Raw genomic sequence first — 25,847 nt, 5'->3', positions numbered from 1 at the left:
GTGCCGGGGGTGGGGGGTTTTCGCCGTGAGTTGTGTTGTGGGGGGCCGCGTGGGCGCCCCCCCCGCGCCCCCCGGGGGGGGTGTGCCGGGGGGGGGGGGGGGGGGCCCCCGCGAAGGCGACATCGGCAACAACGAAGATCTAGAACCGCGATCCAGGTCCCGAAAGAAACGCCAACTCCTCAGCCGTAGACTCCCTTCCCAACACCGCATTGCGATGCGGAAACCGTCCAAACCGGGCAATCACTTTCTGATGCCGCTCGGCATAATCCAAGTTATCGGCAAACACCGCCCGATCCGCCTCAGGCTGCTGCGCCACCAGATCGATAAACCGCGAAACCGCTTCGTTCTGCACCGCCAGATTCTCGCAGTGCTCAAACACCAGGTAGATAAATACCCGCTGGATCGGCCGCAACTGCCGATCGAAATCCGCAGCAATGCCTTGCGCCACCAGTGCCTGAGCCCTGAGATCGCCTGAAAAGGATTTGGGAGTGTCGCGATAGATCATTCGCGGGAGTTGATCGAGCAGCAGCACCAGAGCCAGCCAACCTTCGGGGCGTTGCGCCCACTCGGTCAATCCGCCGGCCAGTGCCTGCTCGACCCAGTCCCCGAAACGCGTGCGCGCTTCGAGGTCCTGGCTGTCGCGCTTGCCGAACCATAACTTGCCCTTGTCAGCCGATACTTCGTTGGGGGATTCGAGCGTTCCGAACCACCATTCGAGCAACGGCTGCCAGGGCGCGGTCATGGTTTATTCCTTGTGGTAAGCCGTGACGCGTGCGACTTCTTCTTTCGAGCCGAGGAACACCGCTACGCGCTGGTGCAAGCCGTCAGGCTTGATGTCGAGGATGCGCTGGTGACCATCGGTGGACGCGCCGCCTGCCTGCTCAACCAGGAACGACATCGGGTTGGCTTCGTACATCAAGCGCAGTTTGCCTGGCTTCGATGGCTCGCGGCTGTCGCGTGGGTACATGAACAAGCCACCACGGGTCAGGATGCGGTGTACATCGGCAACCATCGCGGCGACCCAGCGCATGTTGTAGTTCTTTTTCAGCGGGCCTTCATCGCCCGCCAGCAATTCGCCGACGTAGCGTTGTACCGGGGCTTCCCAGTGACGCTGGTTGGACGCGTTGATCGCGAATTCCTGAGTGGACTCCGGGATCGTGATGTCTTCATGGGTCAGCACAAAGCTGCCCATTTCGCGGTCCAGGGTGAAGCCTTTCACACCGTCGCCCAAGGTCAGCACCAGCATGGTCTGTGGGCCGTAGATGGCGTAACCGGCAGCTACCTGCTCGGTACCTGGCTGCAGGAAAGCCTTTTCGTTCAAGGCTTCGTTCTGGCTCAGGTATTCGCTCGGGCAACGCAGCACCGAGAAAATAGTACCGACCGGTGCGTTGATATCGATGTTCGACGAGCCGTCCAGTGGGTCGAATACCAGCAAGTACGCGCCTTTCGGGTATTTGCCCGGGATCTGGTAGGCATTGTCCATTTCTTCGGACGCCATGCCGGCCAGGTGACCGCCCCATTCGTTGGCTTCGAGCAGGATCTCGTTGGAGATCACGTCGAGTTTCTTCTGCACTTCGCCTTGGACGTTTTCGGTGCCCATGCTGCCCAGAACACCACCGAGGGCGCCTTTGGACACGGCGTGAGCGATTTCCTTGCAGGCGCGCGCCACCACTTCGATCAGGAAACGCAGATCGGCAGGGGTGTTGTTGCTACGGGTCTGCTCAATCAAATAGCGACTCAGGGTAACGCGGGACATGGAAGGCTCCGGTGGAATGGGGGGGGGCTAAAAACCCGCGCAGTTTAACGCGAGTTGGGGCGCATTTCCTCCTATCAGACGTGTTACACCCAATAGAGTTCATGCGCCCGGTTGAGCGTAGTTCGAAACCGCCCGGATGTGCACCGGGCGTTGCTGCCAGTTTCAAGGCTTGACCGGCGGCTTGCGCAACAGACTGAACGCCATCGCGGCCAGAAACAAAACACTGAGCAGCAACACCGCCCACAACCCGAATTTCTTCCAGTTGATGTCCGTCGGCGCAGCCGTTGTCACGGTCGACGCTGGTGTGGCCAGCGCCGCGCCTTCGACCGTAGCCTTGCCCAATGTCGCCAACTTTGCCGCGCTGTAATCCGGAATCAACGTCGACAGCGGCAGGCTCGCCGCCTTCACCGTGGCACTTCCCAGCGCTAGCGTATAAGGCCCTGCTCCGCGCGCCAGAAACACCAATTGAATGGAGCGCACGGCGAATCGCACAGTCGGCGCCTCAGCCCCCAGACCGCCGCCACGCTCGTCCACCGTCAGCTTCAACTGCTGCACGGTTTGCCCGGAAAGCTGCAATTCGTTCTGCACCACGTCCTGTCCACTCTGGGTCAGGCGGTAGAGCAAACCGCTGCTCAGCGACTGCCACGGCAGGCTACTTTCCCGACGACCGGACAAGGTCACGGGCGCCAAACTGTTGGGCTGACTCAACTCGACCTGCAAGCGCTCGACATTCAGCCCCATGGGTAATTGCCAGGTGTATTCACCGGCCTTCACGCTGCTGCCAGCCAGCGGTTGCGACCAGACAAGCGGTAGCGACAGGCTGCGGGGCTTGGCGCTTTGCAGTTGCGCCGTGGTCAACGTCGGGGCCGATTGCGGCGTGTTCCACAGCAATCGCAGATAACGGGCCGACTGACCCGGCAGAGCGACTTCATGTTGCTCGACCTGCTCGTCGGCAAACGTCAGGCGTGCCACCTGCCCTTCGCCCCATGACTGCCAATGCTGCAGGTCGTCGCTGGCTTCGATGGTGAAACGCTGGAAACCGTCGCGCTCGCTGGTCCAGTCGAGGATCAACTGCTGCAACGGTGCTTTGATGCTGCTGGCGTCGAGCAGCCAGCCCCGCAGCACTTCTTCGCCCGCCTCCAACTGACTGGACGGCTGCACTTCGACCAGCGTGCCATTGGCGCTCGACTGCACCCGCACGCTCGGTGCGTGCTCGGTGGAGTCCGCCGAGTTGTACAGCGGGAACCATTTCACGTCGGTCAGGGTGCGGTTTTCGCTGGTTTGCGCCGGCGCGCGTGCCAAGGCATACGCCTGAGCCTCACCGGCGGCATTGAACACGCGCACATCGCTGAGATCGGTTTGCCGCGCATTCAATTGCACGCTCAACGGCAATTCGAGGCGATACCACGGACCTTCGCCGCTGACCGACAACGGCACCTGCGTGGCGAAGTCCGCCAATTTTTCCTGAGCACTGGCCGACAGCACCACACCCAGCGCAACTGCGCCCAACCAGACACGGTTCAGCTTCTGACTCAAGAGGACACTCCTTCGGTTTGCGGGGCCGGTTTTTCAGCCTCCGGCACAGCCTCGGCACGTTTGGGCGGCAACGGGGCGAAATAGCCCACCACCAACAGCAACACGCCAACGCCGATAAACGACACGATCCGGGCGAGTCCGCCGCGGTTACTCAATTCGACAAAGAACAGTTTGGCCACCACCACACCGATCAGCGCCGCACCGATCAGCCAGACTTCGCGACGATGACGCAGATGACCGCCGATCATCAGACTCAGGGCCATCAAGGTCCAGACGATAGACAGACCGGCCTGCACCAGCATGGATTCAAGCAACGCATCCAACTCGAACGGCACACCACCCCAATGGTGGGCAGTGCGCATCACCAGCGCAGTAAAGAACACAAACAGCGAGGCGCCAGCGATCAGTTGCGTGGCGTGATCACAGTAGTCCTTGCGAATCGCCAGCTGCACCACGGCGCTGCGGGACCACACGTAGACGCCGAACAGCGCAAACAGCAGACCCAACTCCAGCGGGTTGATCAGCGGTACGTAAGGCAACGGCTCGGCGGTGCCGTCACTGACGACGTTCGCCAGCCAGAACCAGCCGAGCATCAGCAAGGCCAGCGGTGCCGCCGCGTACACGCGGTATTCGCGCGAATACGCCGACACCGGCCATGGCCAGGCCCGGGGTGCCGCCATCAGCACCAGATACAGGCTCGGCAGAATCGCCCAACCCAACCAGCGCCAGGCGTTGTACTGCTCGGACAACAGCAACAGGCCGTAACGCAGCTCCAGGGCCAACACACCGATCAATAGCCAGCAGCCGAGCACGTGCGCGGTACTGAGGGCGCGCGCCGGCAACATCGGCGCCAAACGCCGCAGGGAGATGAAGTGCACAATGAACACGGCCGCCCATGCCAGCCAACCGACGTTGGCCGCCGGGTGATAACGCGAGTGCCACGCAGCCAGCAACACCAAACCGGCCGCAGGCATCAGCAAGGTGCAGAGCAAGCCCAGCGACGACCACTTCAAACGCAGCGCCAATACCGTCCACAGCGCCACGCTCAGCGCCGCGACCGCCAGCAACAACGTCGCTTGCAGATTCAACGGTGCGAAGCGCAGTACTTCACTCACCCACGCCAGCGCCCACCAACCCGCGCCCCACACCAGCAGCACTTCGGACAAACGCTGCAAGCTCAGTACATCGAAGGCCGAGGCATGGTTGCCGAGCTGCAAGCGCCAGGCACCAACCATCGCGGCCAAACCCAACACCAGCGGCGTCCAGAAACCGCTATGAGCCAGAGGCTTCAAGCCTTCGCTCGCAAGCGGTCCGAGCAAATCAGGCCCGGCCATCAGGAACGCCGCGCCGCCAATCACCTGCAATAGCAGACCGAAGACAAAACTCACGCGCTGCTTCAGGTACAGGCTCAGCCAGATAATGAACAGACCGCTGGCCGCCCATACGGCACTCGCCGTTTGCCAAGGCAGGACGAACAGCACCGCCAGATTGATCAACACCAGACCGGCGAGCAACACCACCGACAAGCTGCGCAGCAATCGCACGTCGCTTCGGACCATCTCATCGCGCGCCGCCAGCAACATCCCGGCGATCAGCGCCAGGCCGATCAACGACGCGCTCAGCAGACCGCTCCAACCCGCACTGAACACGGCGCCAGACTCACCGCTCGAACCCTGTAGCCGCAGCAGGAACAACGCACCGCCGAGCAACTGCACGGCGAATGCGGTGAACAGGAACGTGCGCGATTGCAGACGCAAGCCAACAAACAATGTCGCCAACCCCGCCAGCGCCCAACTGATCGCTGTGCCATGAGTGAAGAAAAACAACGGCGCCAGCAGATAGAGAAAGGTCAGACCCAGGCAAGCCAATACCGGCAGCCCTTTGCGCTCCCATTCCGACGTCTGCTCGGGCAAGGCTTTGCGCAACTGGTAGAAGCTGAACAACAACGCCACGCCGAGCATCAACGCACCGAGCGGCGCACCGTCGAGCAGGCTGCTTTCGCCGATCCGCAGTTCGCTGATAAACGCCAGCGCCGAGCCCAATTGCAACAGCAAGGCAAAGGCTCGGGCCAACGGTCGTTGCTGATGCAGGCCGAGCCAGAAGATGCCGGCGCCTTCGACGGCCCAGGCAGCAGCAGTCCAGCGTGCATCGAGCCCCAATGGAATTGCCAGACTGGCGAAGATCACCCCCAGCGCCAGACAGGTTTCCGCCAGCAGCAACGCTCGTCCGCCCATCAACAGCCGCGCCAGCCCCATGTAAATCATGCCCAACGCCAAGGCGCTGAAGGCTGCGGCGAATTCCAAGTGCTGGACCAACGCGAACTGCAAGCCGAAGCCCACCAACGGAGGACCGAACAGCATCGTGCCGTCGACGTAATCGCCCTTGCGCGCGGACCAGTGCAGCAGCGCTTCACGACTGTCGTCCTCGGGTGCGTCGCTCATTTCCAGCAACTTGCGCCGGGCGAACAGCAGACCAATGGCCAGGTACATCAGGAAAAACACAATCAGGAACGGCTCGGTGCTCCACAGCAGTTCCGGGGTATAGGAACGCAGGCCCCAGGCGAAACCGATGCCGAAGGTGCCGACGAAGCCGATCAGGTTGAGCAGCCGCCAGGCCTTGAACCAGGCGATGGCGAGGATGCCGGCGTTGAGCAAGGCGAAGTAGCTGAACAGCGCGACATGGTTGCCGGCGCCGGTGGAGGTCAGGATCGGCGCGGCAAAACCGCCCAACGCTGCAGCGGCAGCCAGGCCCAAGGCATCCTGAGTGATGGCGAGGATCGCCGAAAACACCGTCACCGCGACCAGCAGGCCTAACGCCGCCGTAGGATCAAGCAGCGGATGCAAGCGCATCGCGGCAAACACGGTCAGGTACAACACCGCGATCCCGGTGCCCTGCAACATCAACGCGTAATGGCTGTTGCGTGTTCTAAGCCACCAACCCAGCCCCAGAAGACCCAATGCCGCCGCCGCCACACCGGCGTAACGCAACTCGATCGGCACCACCATGCCTTCGGTGGCGTAACGCAGCAGGAAGGCCAGGCCGAGAAACAACAGCACTACACCGACCCGCAGCACCGTGTTGCCGCCGAACAACCAGTTGCGGGCGCCACTGATGGTGCGGTCGATGAAGTTCGGGCCGCGAGGCGCAGCGGGTTGTTGTGGTTCGCGGGATACCGGTTCGGGTTTCCAGGCATCGACGGGCACGGGTCGGCTCGCTTCGGCAGCGGCCGCGGTGATCGGTTCCAGTTCGGGAGGGAGTTCCCAGATCAGCTCTGGGGCCTCGGCAGGGATTTCGTCGAGAATGAATTCAGGAGGTGCAGCGGCTTCGCTAGCAACTGGCTCACTGGTTTCCGGCGTCTTGACGCCTGACACCTCCAGCAATGACAGCCGTTGCTGCACCACATTCAGCGCGATCTGAGCCTGATCCAGTAGCTTACGTTGCTCGGCGGCCTGTGAACCCAAGCGGCCGATGCGAATGGCCTGGCCAATACCCAACCCGAGCAGCGCGCCCAACAGCGCATCGCTGAACGACTCGTCGAGTACCCAGCCCAGCACCAGCCCAATCAGCATGAACATCCATTGCATGGTCGATATCCCTAATCGCAGTGGCCAATCCGGCAAACTGACGCTCAGTATATCGGCCAGGCCCAACAACCGTCGGGCCTTGCTCGCAATTATTGCTAAAAGTTACTCCAACGCCTTCCAGATTTCCGTGGCGTACTCGCGAATGGTCCGGTCGGACGAGAACCAGCCCATCCGGGAGGTGTTCAACACCGCCGAACGCCACCATTCCTTCGAATCGTGCCAATGGGCTTCAACACGCATCTGCGCGTCCCAGTAAGCGTCGAAATCGGCGCAGACCAGGAAGCGGTCGTAGTCGATCAGCGAATCGATCAATCCTGTGTAACGGGAAGGATCATCCGGCGAGAACACCCCGCCGCGAATCGCTTGCAGCACGTCATTCAGCCGATGGGACGCGGCGATATCCGGCGTCGCGTTGAACTCATGGTTCTGCTTGCGCGCTTCAACCTGCTGAGCGCTGAGGCCGAAGATGAACATGTGTTCGGCGCCGATGCGTTCGCACATTTCGACGTTGGCGCCATCGAGGGTGCCGATGGTCAGCGCGCCGTTGAGGCCGAATTTCATGTTGCTCGTGCCAGAGGCTTCGAAGCCGGCGGTGGAAATCTGCTCCGACAAATCCGCTGCCGGAATGATGCTCTCCGCCAGACTGACGTTGTAGTTGGGCAAGAACACCACTTTCAGCAAACCGCGCACGGTCGGGTCGTTGTTCACCACCCGGGCGATGTCGTTGGTCAGTTTGATGATCAGCTTGGCCTGGTGATAACTGGCCGCCGCCTTGCCGGCGAAGATCTTCACCCGCGGCACCCAATCGATTTCCGGCTCGGCACGAATCGCCTGATACAGCGCAACGGTGTGTAACAGGTTGAGCAATTGACGTTTGTATTCGTGGATCCGTTTGACCTGCACGTCGAACATCGCGGCCGGGTTGACCGCAACGCCAAGTCGCTCATGAATGATGTACGCCAGGGCCTTCTTGCTGTGCAGGCGCTGTTCGGCGAACGCCTTGCGGAACGCGGCTTTCTCGGCGAACGGTTCCAGGCCGAGCAAACGCTCTTCGGGGTTGTCCAGCAGATCCGGGCCGAGGGCGTCGACCATCATCGAGGTCAGCTCCGGGTTGGCCTGGTAGAGCCAGCGGCGGAAGGTGATGCCGTTGGTCTTGTTGTTGATCCGGTCCGGGTAGAGTTTGTGCAGTTCGGAGAACACCGTTTTGCGCATCAACTGCGTGTGCAGGCCGGACACGCCGTTGACGCTGTGGGAGCCAAGGAACGCGAGGTTGCCCATGCGCACGCGGCGGCCGTTGTCTTCCTCGATCAGCGATACCGCGCGCAGGACCTCGAAGTCATGGATCCCCTTGGCCCGCAGCGAATCGATGTGCTGGGCGTTGATCAAGTAAATGATCTGCATGTGCCGCGGCAACATCCGCTCCATCAAACCGACCGGCCAGGTTTCCAGCGCTTCCGGCAGCAGCGTGTGGTTGGTGTAGGACAGCGTGTCGACGGTGACTTGCCATGCCGCATCCCAGGCGACGTCATAGACATCGACCAGTTGCCGCATCAGTTCGGCGACGGCAATCGAAGGGTGGGTGTCGTTGAGCTGGATCGCGGCATGATCGCCCAGGGTCAGGACCGAGGTGTGCATGTTGCGATGGCGGCGCAGCAAATCCTGCAAGGATGCGGCGACGAAGAAATATTCCTGACGCAGGCGCAGTTCCTGCCCGGCTTCGGTGCTGTCCGCCGGGTAGAGCACCCGGGAAATACTTTCGGCCCGGGCGACTTCTGCCACGGCGCCCAAGTGGTCGCCGGCGTTGAAGCGTTCCAGGTGCAAATCTTCCACGGCCCGGGCGCGCCACAGGCGCAGCGTGTTGACGCTCGCCCCGCGCCAGCCGACAACCGGCGTGTCATACGCAATCGCGCGAACGGTTTCCACTGGTGTCCAGACTTGCTTCGACTTGCCGGCTTCGTCGGTGACGGTTTCGACACTGCCACCAAAACCGATCGGGTAAACGACCTCTGGCCGTTCGAACTCCCAAGGGTTACCGAAATCCAGCCAGTGCTCGGTCTGTTCCTGCTGCCAGCCGTCGACGATGGCCTGGCGGAACAAGCCGTGTTCGTAACGAATGCCGTAACCGTGCCCGGCAATGCCGAGGGTCGACATGCTTTCCATGAAGCACGCGGCCAGACGACCGAGGCCGCCGTTGCCCAGCGCAGCATCAGGTTCCAGCAGGCGGATGCGTTCAAGGTCAACGCCGAGCTCCGTCATGGCTTCACGGGCGACGTCCAGCAGACCAAGGTTGCTCAGGCTGTCGTAGAGCAGACGGCCGATCAGAAATTCGAGGGAGAGGTAATAAACCCGCTTTTGACCTTTGCGGTAGATCTGCCGGGTGTGATCCATCCAGTGCTCGACCATATGATCGCGCGCCGCCAGGGCAATGGCTTCGAACCAGTCGTGGTCGAAGGCGTGATCCGGGTCTTTGCCCACCGCGTAGGTGAGTTTGGTCAAGACGGCGTCGCGAAATGCGGCCACCTCTGCTTCGCGAACAAGTGGTTCTTGAGTCATCGATAGGACCTCGAGCGAGCGTGAAGTTGTTGAGCCTAGACGGTCTGACCGGCCGTGGGGGCTCTGGTTCGGCAGTTTTTCCTGATAGTGCGAGATAGATCGACATTACATTGTCATGTGTCTGAATCAATGCAGGGGCCGTGCCGGATTAACGGTGTTTTCGGACGATTTTCGAAAAAAACTGGCGAAAGGTTGTTCAAAAATCCACCAGTCCCGGTATGATCGCGCGCCCTGATGCACGCTGGTAACAACCGATGATGAAGTCCAACCTGATCGCCGCCGCGGAGATCGATCGCCTCGATACCTGGGCCAAGTACTCCGCCCCGATGTGTGGTTCGTGCGTTTCCAGCTGCTGCACCCTGCCGGTCGAGGTCAAGATCAAGGATCTGATCCGTATCGGCATCGTCGATGAATTCGAGCGCGGCGAGCCGCCGAAGAACATCGCCAAGCGTTTGCAGAAGGAAGGGATCGTCGAGCGTTACAACCAGAAGTCCGAGATCTTCACCCTTCAGCGCATGAGCAACAACGATTGCCTGTACCTGGATCGTAAGAGCCGTTTGTGCACTATTTATGAAAAGCGCCCGGATACTTGCCGTAACCACCCGAAAATCGGGCCGCGGCCGGGGTATTGCGCGTATAAGCCCAAAGAAGTGCCGCGCGAGAGCAGCGAGAGCCGTCGCACCCTCGAGAAGTTCTGATCGTCTCTGAGTTCAGCGGCAGGCTCTAGAACCACCCCTCACCCCAGCCCTCCCGAAACGTCGGACCGCCCCAGTGGGGAGAGGGGGAAAGGGAGCCGATCGGGGGCTTTTCAAATCCTGAGTTCGACTCCAGACTTTCAAGTCGATGTAGCTCTAAGAACAACTCGGTCAGTCCCCTCTACCCTCCGGGGAGAGGGTTAGGGGTCGATCCCAAGTCATCCCGAGATTCTGAATCTCCACCATCAATTTTCCCTTCCCCAGACAAACAAAAACGCCCCCGACCTTGCGGTCGGGGGCGTTTTTTTAAGCGCTAACTAAGTCGAAACTCAGTTACCGGCTTTCTTGGCAGCGCGGGTACGCTCGCTTTCGCCCAGGATCTTCTTACGAAGACGGATGGACTTAGGAGTGACTTCGCACAGTTCGTCTTCTTGCACGAACTCAAGAGCTTGTTCCAGGGTGAAACGGATAGGCGGAACCAGAGCGATGGTTTCGTCTTTACCCGAAGCACGCATGTTGTCGAGCTTCTTGCCTTTGGTTGGGTTAACGCCCAGGTCGTTGTCGCGGCTGTTGATGCCGACGATTTGACCTTCGTACACGTCTTCACCGTGACCCAGGAACAGTTTGCCGCGAGCTTGCAGGGTTTCCAGCGAGTAAGTCAGAGCCTTACCGGTAGCAACCGAAACCAGCACGCCGTTCTGACGGCCGGACATGTCGCCGGACTTCATCACGTCGTAACGGTCGAAGATCGAGGTCAGGATGCCTGCACCGGAGGTCAGGGTCAGGAACTCGTTACGGAAACCGATCAAGCCACGAGCCGGGATGTTGTACTCAAGGCGCACACGGCCCTTGCCATCCGGAACCATGTTGGTCAGGTCGCCTTTACGGATACCGATCTGTTCCATGATCGAACCTTGCGATTCTTCTGGCAGGTCGATGGTCACGTTTTCGTACGGTTCGTGCTTGACGCCGTCAACCATGCGGATGATCACTTCCGGACGACCAACACCCATTTCGAAGCCTTCGCGACGCATGGTTTCGATCAGTACCGAGAGGTGCAACTCACCACGGCCGGAGACTTTGAACTTGTCGGCGGTGTCGCCTTCTTCAACGCGCAGAGCAACGTTGTAGAGCAGTTCTTTGTCCAGACGTTCCTTGATGTTACGGCTGGTGACGAACTTGCCTTCACGACCGCAGAACGGCGAGTCGTTAACCTGGAAGGTCATGGAAACAGTTGGTTCGTCAACGGTCAGTGGCTTCATCGCTTCGACGTTCAGTGGGTCACACAGAGTGTCGGAGATGAACAGCTGGTCGAAGCCGCTGATGCAGACGATGTCGCCGGCAGCTGCTTCGTCAACGTCGATACGGTGCAGACCGTGGTGACCCATCAGCTTCAGGATACGACCGTTACGGCGCTTGCCGTCGGCGTCGATAGCCACGACTTGAGTGTTCGGCTTGACGCGACCACGGGCGATACGGCCAACGCCGATAACACCCAGGAAGCTGTTGTAGTCCAGTGCCGAGATTTGCATCTGGAACGGACCGTCACGGTCGACTTTTGGAGCCGGCACGTGGTCAATGATCGCCTGGTACAGCGGGGTCATGTCTTCAGCCATGTCGGTGTGTTCCAGACCGGCAATGCCGTTCAGGGCCGAGGCGTAGACGACTTTGAAGTCCAGCTGTTCTTCGGTAGCACCGAGGTTGTCGAACAGGTCGAAGATCTGGTCCAGAACCCAGTCCGGACGCGCGCCTGGACGGTCAACCTTGTTGATGACCACGATTGGACGCAGGCCGGCTTCGAAAGCCTTCTTGGTCACGAAACGGGTTTGCGGCATAGGGCCGTCTTGAGCGTCAACCAGCAGCAGAACGGAGTCAACCATCGACATTACACGTTCAACTTCGCCGCCGAAGTCGGCGTGGCCCGGGGTGTCCACGATGTTGATGTGGTGGCCGTTCCAGTTGATGGCGGTGTTTTTCGCCAGAATGGTAATACCGCGTTCTTTCTCCTGGTCGTTGGAGTCCATCACGCGCTCGTCGTTGAGCTCGTTGCGCTCCAGGGTGCCGGATTGACGCAAGAGTTTGTCTACCAGGGTGGTCTTACCATGGTCAACGTGAGCAATGATGGCGATGTTGCGTAGATTTTCGATCACTTGTGTATCTCGATCAGAGGATTCGGTGTGCTGACAAGTCTTGGCAGCGATTTACAGTAGAGTCAGGCCTTGCCGTTACAGCTTGACGGCAGAGTCGGGGGGCCGGTGACGCAGGCCACAGGCATACAGCCCCGGGCTCTTAGCTCGGTCGATAAACGCGCACATTGGCATGCCCCTCACTGAGCAAATGGTGGGCATGCAGGCGACTCATCACGCCTTTGTCGCAATACAGCAGGTACTGGCGAGTAGGGTCCAGTTCCTTGAAACGAGCGTTCAATGCATAAAACGGCATCGTTTGTACCTCAATGCCAGCCAAGTCCAGCGGGTCATCTTCAGCGGCATCCGGATGACGGATGTCGATGACGATCTGACCAGCCAGCGCTTCACTGACTTCTTCGATCTGCAAGTCCTGGCCCAATTCGTCGATCACGCGATCGATCGGTACCAGTTTGGCGTTCTCGAGCGCACGCTCAAGTACTGCCATGTCGAACTGTTGTTCTTCGTACTCCACGCGCGGACGCTTGGCGTGGGTCTTGGGGTTCACCGAGATGACCCCGCAATATTCCGGCATGTGCTTGGCGAAGTCGGCAGTCCCGATTTCGTTGGCCAGGTCGATGATGTCCTGCTTGTGACTGGCGATCAGCGGACGCAAGACCAGCTTGTCGGTCACGCAGTCGATCACGGACAGGTTCGGCAGCGTCTGGCTCGACACCTGGGAAATCGCTTCGCCGGTGACCAGCGCTTCGATGTCCAGCCGATCGGCAATACGGGAAGCAGCGCGCAACATCATACGCTTCAAAACTACGCCCATATGACTGTTATCGACTTTACCGAGAATTTCTCCCAGTACTTCCTCGAACGGCACACTCACAAATAACACGCGTTGGGAGCTGCCGTACTTCTTCCAGATGAAGTGCGCGACTTCCATGACGCCCAGTTCATGGGCTCGTCCGCCCAGATTGAAGAAGCAGAAATGGCTCATCAGCCCGCGGCGCATGATCTGGTAAGCGGCGACGGTGGAATCGAAGCCGCCGGACATCAGCACAAGTGTCTGTTCCAGGGCACCCAGCGGATAACCGCCGATGCTGTTGTGCTGGCTGTGGATCACAAACAACCGTTTGTCGCGAATTTCAATGCGAACTTCGATTTCCGGCTCTTTCAGCGAGATTCCGGCGGCGCCGCACTGACGACGCAGTTGGCTGCCGACGTATTTCTCGACGTCCATCGAGCTGAATTCATGCTTGCCGGCACGCTTGCAGCGCACCGAAAAGATCTTCCCGGCCAACGCATCACCGAAGTGCTGCTTGCACTTGGCGACGATGTCATCGAAGTCGCCCAGCGGGTATTCGTCGACTTGCAGGAAATGCGCGATGCCCGGCATGCAGCTCAGGCGCTCGGTCATCTCCTTCAGGGCTTTGGGCTCGCTGACGCGGGTTTCCAGCTCGAGATTGTCCCACACACCGTTCACCACCACAGCCGGGTCCAGGTCGCGGAGCACGGTACGGATGTTTTTGGCCAACTGGCGGATGAAACGCATCCGTACCGGGCGGCTCTTGATGGTGATCTCAGGGAAGACTTTTACGATTAGTTTCATGAAAACAGCGCGCGCTGGGCCAGCCGAAAAAGGGGGGCGCGGATTATAGCGGAAATTGCTCAAGGTTTAACCAGTTAATGTGCAGAAGGTTTTGCGCGCACCAAAACGGGTCATTTACTGGATTTAACGCTACATTACGGGGCGCTATTTCCAGCTTTGCTGCGCTTTGCACCTTTATAAGCGTGAAATTGGGGCAAAAAACCCATGGTGGGGCACTGGCATGCAATTTGCTCCCTTGTGAGGCAGGTTGCCTTGGCAGAGTATTCGCGCCGGCATCACCCACATTCTAAGGGCATCCACTACTAAGCCCGAAGCCACCCGGAGGACACTATGTCGAAGTCGGTTCAACTCATCAAAGATCATGACGTCAAGTGGATTGATCTGCGCTTCACGGACACCAAAGGCACTCAGCACCACGTGACCATGCCGGCTCGCGACGCGCTGGATGAAGCTTTCTTCGAAGAAGGCAAAATGTTCGACGGTTCCTCCATCGCTGGCTGGAAAGGCATCGAAGCCTCCGACATGATCCTGATGCCGGACGACAGCACTGCCGTTCTCGACCCGTTCACCGAAGAGCCAACCCTGATCCTGGTTTGCGACGTGATCGAGCCTTCGACCATGCAAGGCTACGACCGTGATCCACGTGCGATCGCCAAGCGCGCCGAGGAATACCTGAAGTCAACCGGTATCGGCGACACCGTATTTGTTGGTCCAGAGCCTGAATTCTTCATCTTCGACCAAGTGAAGTTCAAGTCCGATATCTCTGGCTCGATGTTCAAGATCTACTCCGAACAAGGTTCGTGGATGTCCGACCAGGACGTGGAAGGCGGCAACAAAGGCCACCGTCCAGGCGTCAAAGGCGGCTACTTCCCGGTTCCGCCGTTCGACCACGACCACGAAATCCGTACCTCCATGTGCAACGCCATGGAAGAAATGGGCCTGGTCATCGAAGTTCACCACCACGAAGTGGCGACTGCTGGCCAGAACGAAATCGGCGTGAAGTTCAACACCCTGGTGGCCAAGGCTGACGAAGTTCAAACCCTGAAGTACTGCGTACACAACGTTGCTGATGCATACGGCCGCACCGCGACCTTCATGCCTAAGCCGCTGTACGGCGACAACGGTTCGGGTATGCACGTTCACCTGTCCATCGCCAAAGATGGCAAGAACACCTTCGCTGGCGAAGGCTATGCCGGCCTGTCCGACACCGCTCTGTACTTCATCGGCGGCATCATCAAGCACGGTAAGGCACTGAACGGCTTCACCAACCCGTCGACCAACTCCTACAAGCGTCTGGTCCCAGGTTTCGAAGCTCCGGTAATGCTGGCCTACTCGGCTCGCAACCGTTCCGCTTCGATCCGTATTCCTTACGTGTCCAGCCCTCGCGCTCGCCGTATCGAAGCTCGCTTCCCGGATCCAGCAGCCAACCCGTACCTGGCCTTCGCAGCCCTGGTAATGGCCGGCCTGGACGGTATCCAGAACAAGATCCACCCTGGCGATGCTGCTGACAAAAACCTGTACGACCTGCCGCCTGAAGAGGCGAAAGAGATCCCACAAGTTTGCGGCAGCCTGAAAGAAGCCCTGGAAGAGCTGGACAAAGGTCGTGCGTTCCTGACCAAAGGCGGCGTTTTCAGCGACGACTTCATCGACGCTTACATCGCCCTGAAAAGCGAAGAAGAAATCAAAGTACGCACCTTCGTACACCCACTGGAATACGAGCTGTACTACAGCTGCTAATCCGGTAGCGCCTGCGCAAGCGGCGTGACAAAAAAAAGGCCTCCTTCGGGAGGCCTTTTTTATGCCCGCGATTTAGCGATCACCGCAGTTTCCATGTAGGAGCGAGCCTGCTCGCGAAGGCGCCAGGTCAGTCAATATGCATGTTGAATGATCGATCGCTATCGCGAGCAGGCTCACTCCTACAAGGGTTTTGTGGTGTTTGGGAGATATGGGTAAATCATGCCCAAATGTTAACCACTTGGGCTAACCGCCACCCCTGACCTATGCTGCAACCCAACGCCTTCGCTTCCGGTCGATTTTATGGGTCGTGGTTTTCTACTGATGTTGCTGCTGATCGCCCTGCCCGCCGCCGCGCAGATCTATAAGTACACCGACGCCGACGGCAACACCGCCTACAGCAATCAACCGCCCGATGGCGTGAAGGCTCAACCGGTCGAGTTGCCACCGCTTAACAGGGTTAAGCCTCAAGCCCCTTCTGCGCCACCTGTCGAAGCCACCAGCCGCGAACAGCCGCGCAGCGCTTACGAGGTGCTGGAGTTGACCAACTTACCCACCACCGAAGCGCTGCGTGCCAACAACGGCACCTTTACCGTCAACGTGCTGATCAAACCCCGCCTGCAAGGCCCTCATCTGTTCAGGCTGTTGCTGGACGATCAACCTTACGGCCAGCCGAGCAACGTACCGATCCTGCAACTGGTCAATATTGACCGCGGCACACACAGCCTCGCGGTGCAGGTGATCGATGGAGAGAACATCGTCCAGCAAAGTCCCACCGTGACGTTCACCGTACAACGGGTGCATAAGCCGTGAGGCTGTGGCTGCTGATCACCTGCCTGATCACCCTGCCGGTGACGGCCGAGGTGTTCACCTACATCGACGCCCAGGGCAATCGGGTCTACACCGACCAGCCGGGCTCCGGCAATGCCAAGCGTGTGCCGATGGCGCCGAGTAACCGCATGTCCGCCAACCCTGGCGGCGCAGCACCGGCGATGACTGGAAAGAAGGCCGACACAAAGCCACTGTTCCACTACGACATGCTGAGAGTACTGGTGCCGGAACCTGACGCCACGGTGCGCAGCAGTGCTGGCGAGATTATCGTCAGCGTTACCAGCGAACCCGGCCTGCAGCGAGGCCATCGCTACCAACTGCTACTCGACGGCCAACCCACCGCAGCGCCCGGCCTGAGCCCGGTATTCGCCCTGAGCAATATCGATCGCGGCAGCCATAACCTCTCTGTGGAAATCCTCGACGAGCAGGGCCGCACGGTCGAGCGCACCGCCAACCAGCCGTTCCACATGCTGCGCATCTCCCTCGCGCAGAAGCGTCAGGTCAAACCCTGCGCCCTCCCCGATTACGGCCAACGGCCGGAATGTCCGCTCAAAGACAAACCACCAGAAGAAAAAAATCCCTTCTTGCGCTTCTTCTAACGCCGTTCAGCTTTGCGCACTATATTGGTGCGATTAGTTGCACTGTACCCACATACCAACCCATTTTGGTTCGAAAGTTCCCGTCAAAGCTGGCAGAACGCCACGCAAACGAGCGTCAAACGCCCGTTTCAGGCCTTAAACGCTTCTTTTCGGAGCCTTGGTTTGGTTTTTGCATTTTCCTCGTATCAGCGCTTTATTCATGCGCGCGCCCTGCTCCAAAAGAGGTCCTGATGACCATTAGCGACGCACTGCATCGATTGCTACTCGACAACCTGACCACCGCCACCATTCTGCTCGACGCTGAACTGCGCCTCGAGTACATGAACCCGGCGGCGGAGATGCTCCTGGCCATCAGCGGTCAGCGTAGCCATGGGCAGTTCATCAGTGAGTTGTTCACCGAATCCACCGAGGCGCTGAACTCCCTGCGTCAGGCGGTTCAGCAGGCGCACCCGTTCACCAAGCGCGAAGCGATGCTCACCGCCCTCACCGGCCAGACGCTGACCGTCGACTACGCGGTAACACCGATCCTCGCCAACGGCGCCACCATGCTGCTGCTGGAAGTCCACCCCCGTGACCGCTTGTTGCGGATCACCAAGGAAGAGGCGCAGCTGTCGAAGCAGGAAACCAGCAAGATGCTGGTGCGCGGCCTCGCTCACGAGATCAAGAATCCTCTCGGCGGGATTCGCGGCGCGGCGCAATTGCTTGCCCGCGAGCTGCCGGAAGAAAGCCTGCGCGACTACACCAACGTGATCATTGAAGAGGCCGACCGCCTGCGCAATCTGGTCGATCGCATGCTCGGCTCCAACAAACTGCCGTCACTGGCGATGTGCAACGTCCACGAAGTTCTGGAGCGTGTTTGTCATCTGGTGGAGGCCGAAAGCCAGGGTTGCATCACGTTGGTGCGCGACTACGACCCAAGCATTCCCGACGTGTTGATCGACCGCGAACAAATGATTCAGGCCGTGCTGAATATCGTGCGCAATGCGATGCAGGCCATCAGCAGCCAGAACGAGCTGCGCCTTGGCCGCATCAGCCTGCGTACCCGCGCCATGCGTCAGTTCACCATCGGCCACGTGCGCCATCGCCTGGTGACCAAGATCGAAATCATCGACAACGGCCCGGGCATTCCCGCGGAGTTGCAGGAAACCATCTTCTTTCCCATGGTCAGCGGCCGTCCGGACGGTACCGGGCTGGGCCTGGCCATTACCCAGAACATCATCAGCCAGCACCAGGGCCTGATCGAATGTGACAGCCATCCAGGCCACACCACCTTCTCGATCTTTCTGCCACTGGAACAAGGAGCCACATCGACATGAGCCGTAGTGAAACCGTGTGGATCGTCGATGACGACCGTTCTATCCGTTGGGTCCTGGAAAAAGCCTTGCAACAAGAAGGCATGACCACGCAAAGCTTCGACAGCGCCGATGGCGTGATGAGCCGCCTGGCGCGCCAGCAGCCGGACGTGATCATCTCCGACATCCGCATGCCGGGTGCCAGTGGCCTGGACCTTCTGGCGCGGATTCGCGAACAACACCCACGGCTGCCGGTCATCATCATGACCGCTCACTCCGATCTGGACAGCGCTGTCGCGTCCTATCAGGGCGGCGCGTTTGAATACCTGCCAAAACCGTTCGACGTTGACGAAGCGGTGTCCCTGGTCAAACGCGCCAACCAGCACGCTCAGGAACAGCAAGGCCTGGAAGTCCCGGTCGCCCTGACGCGTACGCCAGAAATCATCGGTGAAGCGCCAGCGATGCAGGAAGTGTTTCGCGCCATCGGGCGCTTGAGCCACTCCAACATCACCGTGCTGATCAACGGCGAATCCGGTACCGGTAAAGAACTGGTGGCGCATGCCCTGCACCGTCACAGTCCGCGTGCGGCTTCGCCGTTCATTGCGCTGAACATGGCGGCGATCCCGAAAGACCTGATGGAATCCGAGCTGTTCGGCCATGAGAAAGGCGCGTTCACCGGCGCGGCCAACCTGCGTCGCGGGCGCTTTGAACAGGCTGACGGCGGCACGCTGTTCCTCGATGAAATCGGCGACATGCCGGCAGACACCCAGACTCGTTTGCTACGGGTATTGGCGGACGGCGAGTTCTACCGCGTCGGCGGCCATGTGCCGGTGAAGGTCGATGTGCGAATCATCGCCGCGACTCACCAGAACCTGGAAACCCTGGTGCACGCCGGGAAATTCCGTGAGGACTTGTTCCACCGCCTCAACGTGATCCGCATCCACATTCCAAGGTTGTCGGACCGTCGCGAAGACATCCCGACCCTGGCCAAGCATTTCCTCAGCCGCGCCGCGCAAGAACTGGCGGTGGAGCCGAAGCTGCTGAAAAGCGAAACCGAGGAATACCTGAAGAACCTGCCGTGGGGCGGCAACGTGCGTCAGCTGGAGAACACCTGCCGCTGGATCACGGTGATGGCTTCGGGTCGCGAAGTGCACATCAGCGACCTGCCGCCGGAGTTGCTGAATCTGCCGCAGGATTCGGCGCCGGTGACCAACTGGGAGCAAGCCCTGCGCCAGTGGGCCGATCAGGCGTTGGCTCGCGGTCAGTCGAGCCTGCTGGACAGCGCCGTACCGGCGTTCGAACGGATCATGATCGAAACCGCCCTCAAACACACCGCCGGCCGCCGCCGCGATGCCGCCGTTTTGCTGGGCTGGGGGCGTAATACCCTGACGCGCAAGATCAAGGAATTGGGGATGAAGGTTGATGGTGGGGATGATGATGAGGGGGAAGAGGGTTAATCGTTTGCCTTGAGAACCACCCCTCACCCCAGCCCTCCCGAAACGTCGGACCGCCCCATAGGGGAGAGGGGGAAAGGGAGCAGATCGGGGGCCTTTCATATCCTGAGTTCGACTTGATTGTTCAGGTCGATGTAACTCCAAGAACACCTCAGTCAGTCCCCTCTCCCTCCGGGAGAGGGTTAGGGTGAGGGTCGATTCAGGATCAGCCCCATTTCCACGATGCACCGCAACATCCTCCATGCACCGCCGCAATGCACCGCGAACCGCAATCGCGCACGCCAACTGCTCTAAAACCCTACCTGCTTACGCAAAAAAAACCATACCGCGAAAACACGAAAGCCCCGGAATACGGGGCTTTCGACGTTTCAGCGCGACATTCTGTTTCAACTTGTTAAAACCTGGCACGCCCCCTGCAATAGTCCAATCAGTGATTCAGTTCACTACCCGGTTTCGGGGACCTTGGTACAGGCAGGCCGGGGATTCCCCTCTTTACATCGGGCTCATACCGCACTTGCGACGAGCCCAAGCAGTTTTGGGGCCCTTGATACAGGCAGGTCAGGGGTTCCTTCTTTACACCGGGCTCACGACGCAATGCGCGAGCCCTGCCGTTTTGGGGACCTTGGTACAGGCAGGCCGGGGATTCCCTCTTTTATTGCTCTCGGAGATGGATCTCCAGCCGCCAGCGGTCATCGACCTCGCTACCGGCCCAGTCGCCCTGCAGTGGCCGGGCCGCCACCACCGTCAGCAACAACCCCCCATCACTCAAACGCACGCGCCAGTTAACGCTCTTGTCGTTGATTTTGAGCTGACCTTTCTGCGCCTTGCCTTCAGCCTCGAACAGCAACGCGAGGCTACCGTCGACGAACTCGCCGTGAGCCTTGGGTTCGTTGTTGAACCACACCACCAACCCATCGCTCGTGACCTCGACCTGCTGCAATTCGCTGGGGTCGGGCGTGGTCAGGCGACCGATCATCAGCCCCACCATCACCCCGACAATCGCCAACGAAGCCATCACTCGCGGGAATAGCTTCGAACGCGGGTCCGCTTCAGGCGTAGAATGCCGCTCATCTTTACCTTCGGAGCCGTGCATGTTTCACGTCATCCTTTTCCAACCAGAAATTCCGCCGAATACCGGCAACGTTATCAGGCTGTGCGCCAACAGTGGCTGCCACCTGCATTTGATCGAACCGCTGGGCTTCGAGATGGACGACAAGCGTCTGCGCCGGGCCGGCCTCGATTACCACGAGTATGCCACCCTGCAACGCCACGCAGACCTCGCCAGCTGTCTGGAAAGCCTCGGTCATCCTCGGTTGTTCGCCTTCACCACCAAGGGCTCGCGGCCGTTCCACGATGCCAGCTTCGCCGAGGGCGATGCGTTCCTGTTCGGCCCGGAAAGCCGTGGTTTGCCGGCGGAAGTGCTCGATGCCCTGCCCAGCGAACAACGCCTGCGCCTGCCGATGCGTGAAGGCTGCCGCAGCCTGAACCTGTCGAACACCGTGGCGGTCGCCGTGTACGAAGGCTGGCGCCAGCTTGGGTTCAAGTAAGCTCAGATCATTTCCGCCTGACAGAAACAATCGCGGGCAAGCCCGCTCCCACAGGTTTTGCACAAACCTGTGGGAGCGGGCTTGCCCGCGATTTTCAGCAGCGCTGCTTATTGAACGGTTGGAGTCTCGCCAGCCGCCTGCATGCGTTGCAGTTCTTGTGCGTACAGCGCGTCGAAGTTCACCGGGGCCAGCATCAGGGCCGGGAACGAACCGCGGGTCACCAGGCTGTCCAGGGTTTCGCGAGCGTACGGGAACAGGATGTTCGGGCAGAACGCACCGAGGGTGTGGCTCATCGAAGCGTCGTCGAGGTTCTTGATCAGGAAGATCCCGGCCTGTTGCACTTCAGCAATGAACGCCACTTCGTCGCCGTTCTTCACGGTAACGGACAGGGTCAGCACGACTTCGTGGAAATCGCCTTCCAGGGCCTTTTGACGGGTGTTCAGATCCAGACCGACGCTCGGTTCCCACTGCTGGCGGAAGATGGCCGGGCTTTTCGGTGCTTCGAAGGACAAGTCACGTACGTAGATGCGCTGCAAGGAGAATTGCGGTGCGGTTTCTTCTTCGCTAGCTGCAGTGTTCTGTTGGTCAGTCATCTCAGATCCTTTCTGATCTTGGGGTCTTATAGGGAAGGCATTCAGGCCTTGAGCATGGCGTCGAGCTTGCCGGCGCGCTCAAGGGCAAACAAATCATCACAACCACCCACGTGGGTGCTGCCGATCCAGATCTGCGGCACGGACGTACGTCCGGCCTTCTGAGCCATGGCGGCACGCACCTGCGGCTTGCCATCGACCTTGATCTCTTCGAAGGCCACGCCTTTGTTCTCGAGCAGGTACTTGGCTCGCGAACAGTAAGGGCAGTAATCGCTGGAATAGACGACGACGTTGCTCATATCACTTCACCAGCGGCAGGTTGTCGCCCTTCCAGCTGGAAATACCGCCGGAGAGCTTGGCGGCGGTGAAGCCGGACTTCATCAGTTCGCGGGCATGCGTGCCAGCAGTCTGGCCCATGGCGTCGACCAGGATGATGGTCTTGGCCTTGTGCTTTTCCAGTTCGCCGACGCGAGCGGTCAGTTTGTCGTGAGGAATGTTCACCGCGCCAACAATGTGACCGGCGGCGAAGTCCTTGGTCGAACGAATGTCGATCACAACGCCCGCGTCCTTGTTGACCAGCCCGGTCAGTTCACCGGTGCTCAGGCTGCGGCCGCCGCCTTGCATCTGATAGGCCAACAGCAAGGCCGCCAGTACGACGAAGATACCCACGAGAATGTAGTGGTTGGTGGCGAATTGAATCAGATGTTCAACCATCGAAGGAGGTTCCAGGGCGTTAAAATGTCGGCCAGTATACACAGCCACTATGGCGGGCCAAACCCCGTCCGGCGGTGACGCGGCCGGAACTTCGCTTTAAACTGCCACTCCCTTTTCCATCGCCCTCTTTTAATTCAGCCACGAGTGGAATCCATGACTACCACGCCTAAACCTTTGGTCCTGATTATTCTCGACGGCTTCGGTCACAGTGAGAGCCCTGAATCCAACGCTATCTTTGCGGCGAAGAAGCCCGTACTGGACCGTCTGTGGGCCACCGTGCCGAACGGCCTGATCTCGGGCAGCGGCATGGACGTCGGCTTGCCGGATGGCCAGATGGGCAACTCCGAAGTCGGCCACATGAACCTCGGCGCCGGCCGCGTGGTGTATCAGGACTTCACCCGCGTGACCAAATCGATCCGCGACGGCGAGTTCTTCGAGAACCCGACCATCTGCGCTGCTGTCGATAAAGCCGTCGCTGCCGGCAAAGCCGTGCACTTCATGGGCCTGCTGTCCGATGGCGGCGTTCACAGCCACCAGGATCACCTGGTTGCCATGGCTGAACTGGCTTTCAAGCGCGGCGCCGAAAAAATCTATCTGCACGCCTTCCTTGATGGTCGCGACACGCCGCCGAAAAGCGCTCAGTCGTCCATCGAACTGCTCGACGCGGCCTTCCAGGCCCTCGGCAAAGGCCGGATCGCCAGCATTGTTGGCCGCTACTTCGCCATGGACCGCGACAACCGTTGGGACCGCGTGTCCCAGGCTTACAACCTGATTGTCGACGGCAACGGCGAATTCAACGCCGCCACCGCTCAGGAAGGCCTGCAAGCCGCGTACGAACGTGGCGAGAGCGACGAATTCGTCAAAGCCACCTCCATCGGCGAGCCGGTGAAAGTCGAAGACGGCGACGCCGTGGTGTTCATGAACTTCCGCGCCGACCGCGCCCGCGAACTGACCCGCGTGTTCGTCGAAGACGATTTCAAGGAGTTCGAACGTGCCCGCCAGCCAAAACTGGCCGGCTTCGTCATGCTGACCCAATACGCCGCCAGCATTCCTGCGCCATCGGCCTTCGCCGCAGGCAGCCTGGACAACGTGCTGGGCGACTACCTGGCGAAAAACGGCAAAACCCAGCTGCGCATCGCTGAAACCGAGAAGTATGCCCACGTCACCTTCTTCTTCTCCGGCGGCCGCGAAGAACCGTTCCCGGGCGAAGAACGCATCCTGATCCCGTCGCCAAAAGTCGCCACTTATGACTTGCAGCCCGAGATGAGCGCCCCGGAAGTCACCGACCGCATCGTCGACGCCATTGAAAACCAGCGTTACGACGTGATCGTGGTCAACTACGCCAACGGCGACATGGTCGGCCACAGCGGCGTGTTCGACGCGGCCGTCAAAGCCGTTGAGTGCCTCGACCTGTGTGTCGGCCGCATCGTCGATGCGTTGGAAAAAGTCGGCGGCGAAGCGCTGATCACTGCCGACCACGGCAACGTCGAGCAGATGTCCGACGCATCCACCGGCCAGGCGCATACCGCCCACACCACCGAACCGGTACCGTTCATCTATGTCGGCAAGCGTGACTTCAAGGTTCGCGACGGCGGCGTGCTGGCGGATGTGGCACCGACCATGCTGATGTTGATGGGCCTGGAAAAACCGGCGGAGATGACCGGAACTTCGATACTGGTGTAATCCGACCTTTCAAACACCGCAAACCCCTGTAGGAGCGAGCCTGCTCGCGATAGCAATCTAACGCTCAATATCGATGTGAATGTTAGGACGCCATCGCGAGCAGGCTCGCTCCTACAGTGGGTTTGTGTGGTTTTTGGGGCCGGTTATCACACAGCCCCAATTGGGCGTTTTTTTTGCAGCGCTTGGCGGGCATACTAGGATGTCTTTTTCCCTGGTGTCGCCCGCCTCTATGCTTCGCGTCCTGATAGCCCTTGCTCTGACATGCCTGCTCCAACCGGCCTTTGCTGACGAGCGCGCGCAAACCCAACAACAGTTGGACGCCACGCGTCAGGACATTGCCGAGCTGAAAAAACTGCTGGGCAAGCTCCAGGAAGAAAAAACCGGGGTGCAGAAAGACCTCAAAGGCACCGAGACCGAGATGGGCAAGCTCGAGAAGCAGGTCGAAGCCCTGCAAAAAGAGCTGAAGAAAAGCGAATCCGAGCTGCAGCGACTCGATACCGAGAAAAAAAAACTCCAGAGCGCGCGCATTGAACAGCAGCGACTGATCGCCATTCAGGCCCGCGCGGCCTATCAGAACGGCCGTCAGGAGTACTTGAAGCTGCTGCTCAACCAGCAGAACCCGGAAAAATTCGCCCGCACCCTCACCTATTACGACTACCTGAGCCAGGCCCGCCTGGAGCAGCTGAAGAATTTCAACGAAACCCTGCGCCAACTGGCCAATGTCGAAAAAGACATCGCCATGCAACAGGCGCAATTGCTGGTGCAGAAAAGCAGCCTCGACAGCCAGCGCGACGAACTCGACAAAGTCCGCAAGGAGCGTCAGCAAGTCCTGGCCAAGCTCAGCGACGACGTGAAAGCCCGCGATCAGAAGCTGGCAGCCCGCGAGCAGGATCAGGCAGACCTGTCTAAAGTCCTTAAAACCATTGAAGAAACCCTGGCCCGTCAGGCCCGTGAGGCAGAAGAAGCGCGGCAAAAAGCGCTGATCGCCCAGCAGGAAGCCGAAAAAAAGCGTTTACGTGAGGCTCAGGCTGCTGCAGATGCAGACACCACTGACGCCCCACGCAAACCCATTAAATCGACACCCGGCGCACTGGTTTCAAGTTCAGGCGAGACCTTTGGCGGCCCCTTTGCTTCAAGCCGGGGAAAACTTCCCTGGCCCGTTGATGGTCGACTGCTGGCACGCTTCGGCGAAACCCGTGGCGACGACGCCCGCACCAAGTGGGACGGCGTGATGATCAGCGCCTCCGCCGGCAGCCAGGTGCACGCCGTGCATGGCGGTCGCGTGGTGTTCGCCGACTGGTTGCGTGGCGCCGGGCTGCTGGTGATTCTCGACCACGGCAACGGTTTTTTGAGTCTTTATGGTCACAACCAGACGCTGCTCAAGTCTGCGGGTGACGTGGTAAAAGCCGGTGAGTCCATCTCCACTGTCGGCAACAGTGGCGGGCAGGACACGCCAGCGCTGTATTTCGCTATTCGTCAGCAGGGTCACCCGAGTGATCCAGCGCAATGGTGTCGCGCGCAAGGATAAGCACGCG

Annotated in this window: 20 protein-coding genes; 9 read left to right on the top strand and 11 right to left on the bottom strand. The window is 59.8% G+C overall.

Annotated features, from left to right (window positions below; translation table 11 throughout):
* Positions 1-139: 139 nt before the first annotated feature.
* The 5 genes from QF010_RS15725 to QF010_RS15705 all read right to left on the bottom strand — a co-directional run bounded on the left by QF010_RS15725 (position 140) and on the right by QF010_RS15705 (position 9,429).
* Positions 140-742, bottom strand: coding sequence for a DUF924 family protein (locus QF010_RS15725; RefSeq protein WP_429511341.1), 603 nt, complete (start codon positions 740-742; stop codon positions 140-142).
* 3 nt (positions 743-745) lie between these two features.
* Entirely contained in the window at positions 746-1,756 is a 1,011-nt protein-coding gene (locus QF010_RS15720) for a class 1 fructose-bisphosphatase (RefSeq protein ID WP_429533470.1), read from the bottom strand.
* Positions 1,757-1,918: 162 nt separating this feature from the next.
* Entirely contained in the window at positions 1,919-3,292 is a 1,374-nt protein-coding gene (locus QF010_RS15715) for a DUF3999 domain-containing protein (protein ID WP_429533469.1), read from the bottom strand.
* Complete coding sequence (locus QF010_RS15710; RefSeq protein WP_429533468.1) at positions 3,289-6,876, bottom strand: DUF2339 domain-containing protein; 3,588 nt, start codon at positions 6,874-6,876, stop codon at positions 3,289-3,291. Before QF010_RS15710 ends, QF010_RS15715 begins: the two co-directional genes overlap by 4 nt.
* 102 nt (positions 6,877-6,978) lie before the next feature.
* Positions 6,979-9,429 (bottom strand): glycogen/starch/alpha-glucan phosphorylase, encoded by a 2,451-nt coding sequence (locus QF010_RS15705; RefSeq protein ID WP_033055296.1) that lies wholly within the window; start codon positions 9,427-9,429, stop codon positions 6,979-6,981.
* Positions 9,430-9,683: 254 nt separating this feature from the next.
* Between QF010_RS15705 and QF010_RS15700 the strand changes: the two genes are divergently transcribed.
* A complete protein-coding gene (locus tag QF010_RS15700; protein WP_033055294.1) occupies positions 9,684-10,127 on the top strand; it encodes a YkgJ family cysteine cluster protein in 444 nt (147 codons plus the stop codon).
* Between the two features lie 326 nt (positions 10,128-10,453).
* On the opposite strand, the gene typA is transcribed toward QF010_RS15700, so the two are convergent.
* Positions 10,454-12,274, bottom strand: coding sequence for a translational GTPase TypA (gene typA, locus QF010_RS15695; RefSeq protein ID WP_033055293.1), 1,821 nt, complete (start codon positions 12,272-12,274; stop codon positions 10,454-10,456).
* A gap of 139 nt (positions 12,275-12,413) precedes the next feature.
* The gene (thiI, locus tag QF010_RS15690) at positions 12,414-13,868 is read right to left on the bottom strand and encodes a tRNA uracil 4-sulfurtransferase ThiI (RefSeq protein ID WP_429533467.1); all 1,455 of its coding nucleotides are present in this window, start codon (positions 13,866-13,868) and stop codon (positions 12,414-12,416) included.
* 330 nt (positions 13,869-14,198) lie between these two features.
* On the opposite strand from thiI, the gene glnA reads away from it, so the two are divergent.
* From glnA to ntrC, 5 genes are all read left to right on the top strand, one after another.
* Complete coding sequence (glnA, locus tag QF010_RS15685; protein WP_008149440.1) at positions 14,199-15,605, top strand: glutamate--ammonia ligase; 1,407 nt, start codon at positions 14,199-14,201, stop codon at positions 15,603-15,605.
* 300 nt (positions 15,606-15,905) lie between these two features.
* The gene (locus QF010_RS15680) at positions 15,906-16,415 is read left to right on the top strand and encodes a DUF4124 domain-containing protein (protein ID WP_429533466.1); all 510 of its coding nucleotides are present in this window, start codon (positions 15,906-15,908) and stop codon (positions 16,413-16,415) included.
* Positions 16,412-17,032 (top strand): DUF4124 domain-containing protein, encoded by a 621-nt coding sequence (locus QF010_RS15675; protein ID WP_429533465.1) that lies wholly within the window; start codon positions 16,412-16,414, stop codon positions 17,030-17,032. Before QF010_RS15680 ends, QF010_RS15675 begins: the two co-directional genes overlap by 4 nt.
* 230 nt (positions 17,033-17,262) lie before the next feature.
* The gene (glnL, locus tag QF010_RS15670) at positions 17,263-18,348 is read left to right on the top strand and encodes a nitrogen regulation protein NR(II) (RefSeq protein ID WP_008149435.1); all 1,086 of its coding nucleotides are present in this window, start codon (positions 17,263-17,265) and stop codon (positions 18,346-18,348) included.
* A complete protein-coding gene (gene ntrC / locus QF010_RS15665) occupies positions 18,345-19,781 on the top strand; it encodes a nitrogen regulation protein NR(I) (RefSeq protein WP_046052178.1) in 1,437 nt (478 codons plus the stop codon). Before glnL ends, ntrC begins: the two co-directional genes overlap by 4 nt.
* Before the next feature lie 649 nt (positions 19,782-20,430).
* On the opposite strand, the gene QF010_RS15660 is transcribed toward ntrC, so the two are convergent.
* A complete protein-coding gene (locus QF010_RS15660; RefSeq protein ID WP_033058270.1) occupies positions 20,431-20,871 on the bottom strand; it encodes a hypothetical protein in 441 nt (146 codons plus the stop codon).
* Here QF010_RS15660 and QF010_RS15655 point away from each other — a divergent pair.
* On the top strand, positions 20,870-21,325 hold the full coding sequence (locus QF010_RS15655) for a tRNA (cytidine(34)-2'-O)-methyltransferase (protein ID WP_008068783.1): 456 nt from the start codon (positions 20,870-20,872) through the stop codon (positions 21,323-21,325). The genes QF010_RS15660 and QF010_RS15655 overlap by 2 nt on opposite strands.
* 107 nt (positions 21,326-21,432) lie before the next feature.
* Here the strand turns inward: QF010_RS15655 and secB are convergent, their stop codons facing one another.
* Genes secB through QF010_RS15640 form a run of 3 tightly spaced genes read right to left on the bottom strand, consistent with a single transcriptional unit; the run spans position 21,433 to position 22,629 of the window.
* Complete coding sequence (gene secB / locus QF010_RS15650; RefSeq protein ID WP_007949026.1) at positions 21,433-21,918, bottom strand: protein-export chaperone SecB; 486 nt, start codon at positions 21,916-21,918, stop codon at positions 21,433-21,435.
* A gap of 41 nt (positions 21,919-21,959) precedes the next feature.
* Positions 21,960-22,214, bottom strand: coding sequence for a glutaredoxin 3 (grxC, locus tag QF010_RS15645; RefSeq protein WP_008149430.1), 255 nt, complete (start codon positions 22,212-22,214; stop codon positions 21,960-21,962).
* 1 nt (position 22,215) lies between these two features.
* On the bottom strand, positions 22,216-22,629 hold the full coding sequence (locus QF010_RS15640; RefSeq protein WP_033058272.1) for a rhodanese-like domain-containing protein: 414 nt from the start codon (positions 22,627-22,629) through the stop codon (positions 22,216-22,218).
* Positions 22,630-22,782: 153 nt separating this feature from the next.
* On the opposite strand from QF010_RS15640, the gene gpmI reads away from it, so the two are divergent.
* Together gpmI and QF010_RS15630 are read left to right on the top strand one after the other, a co-directional pair.
* On the top strand, positions 22,783-24,312 hold the full coding sequence (gpmI, locus tag QF010_RS15635) for a 2,3-bisphosphoglycerate-independent phosphoglycerate mutase (RefSeq protein WP_429533464.1): 1,530 nt from the start codon (positions 22,783-22,785) through the stop codon (positions 24,310-24,312).
* Positions 24,313-24,541: 229 nt separating this feature from the next.
* Positions 24,542-25,840 (top strand): murein hydrolase activator EnvC family protein, encoded by a 1,299-nt coding sequence (locus QF010_RS15630; protein ID WP_033058278.1) that lies wholly within the window; start codon positions 24,542-24,544, stop codon positions 25,838-25,840.
* The last annotated feature ends 7 nt before the right edge of the window (positions 25,841-25,847 follow it).

The sequence above is a fragment of the Pseudomonas silensiensis genome, from assembly GCF_050434865.1.
Lineage (GTDB): Bacteria > Pseudomonadota > Gammaproteobacteria > Pseudomonadales > Pseudomonadaceae > Aquipseudomonas > Aquipseudomonas fluorescens_W.
This window is presented reverse-complemented; position numbering and strand designations above follow the sequence as displayed.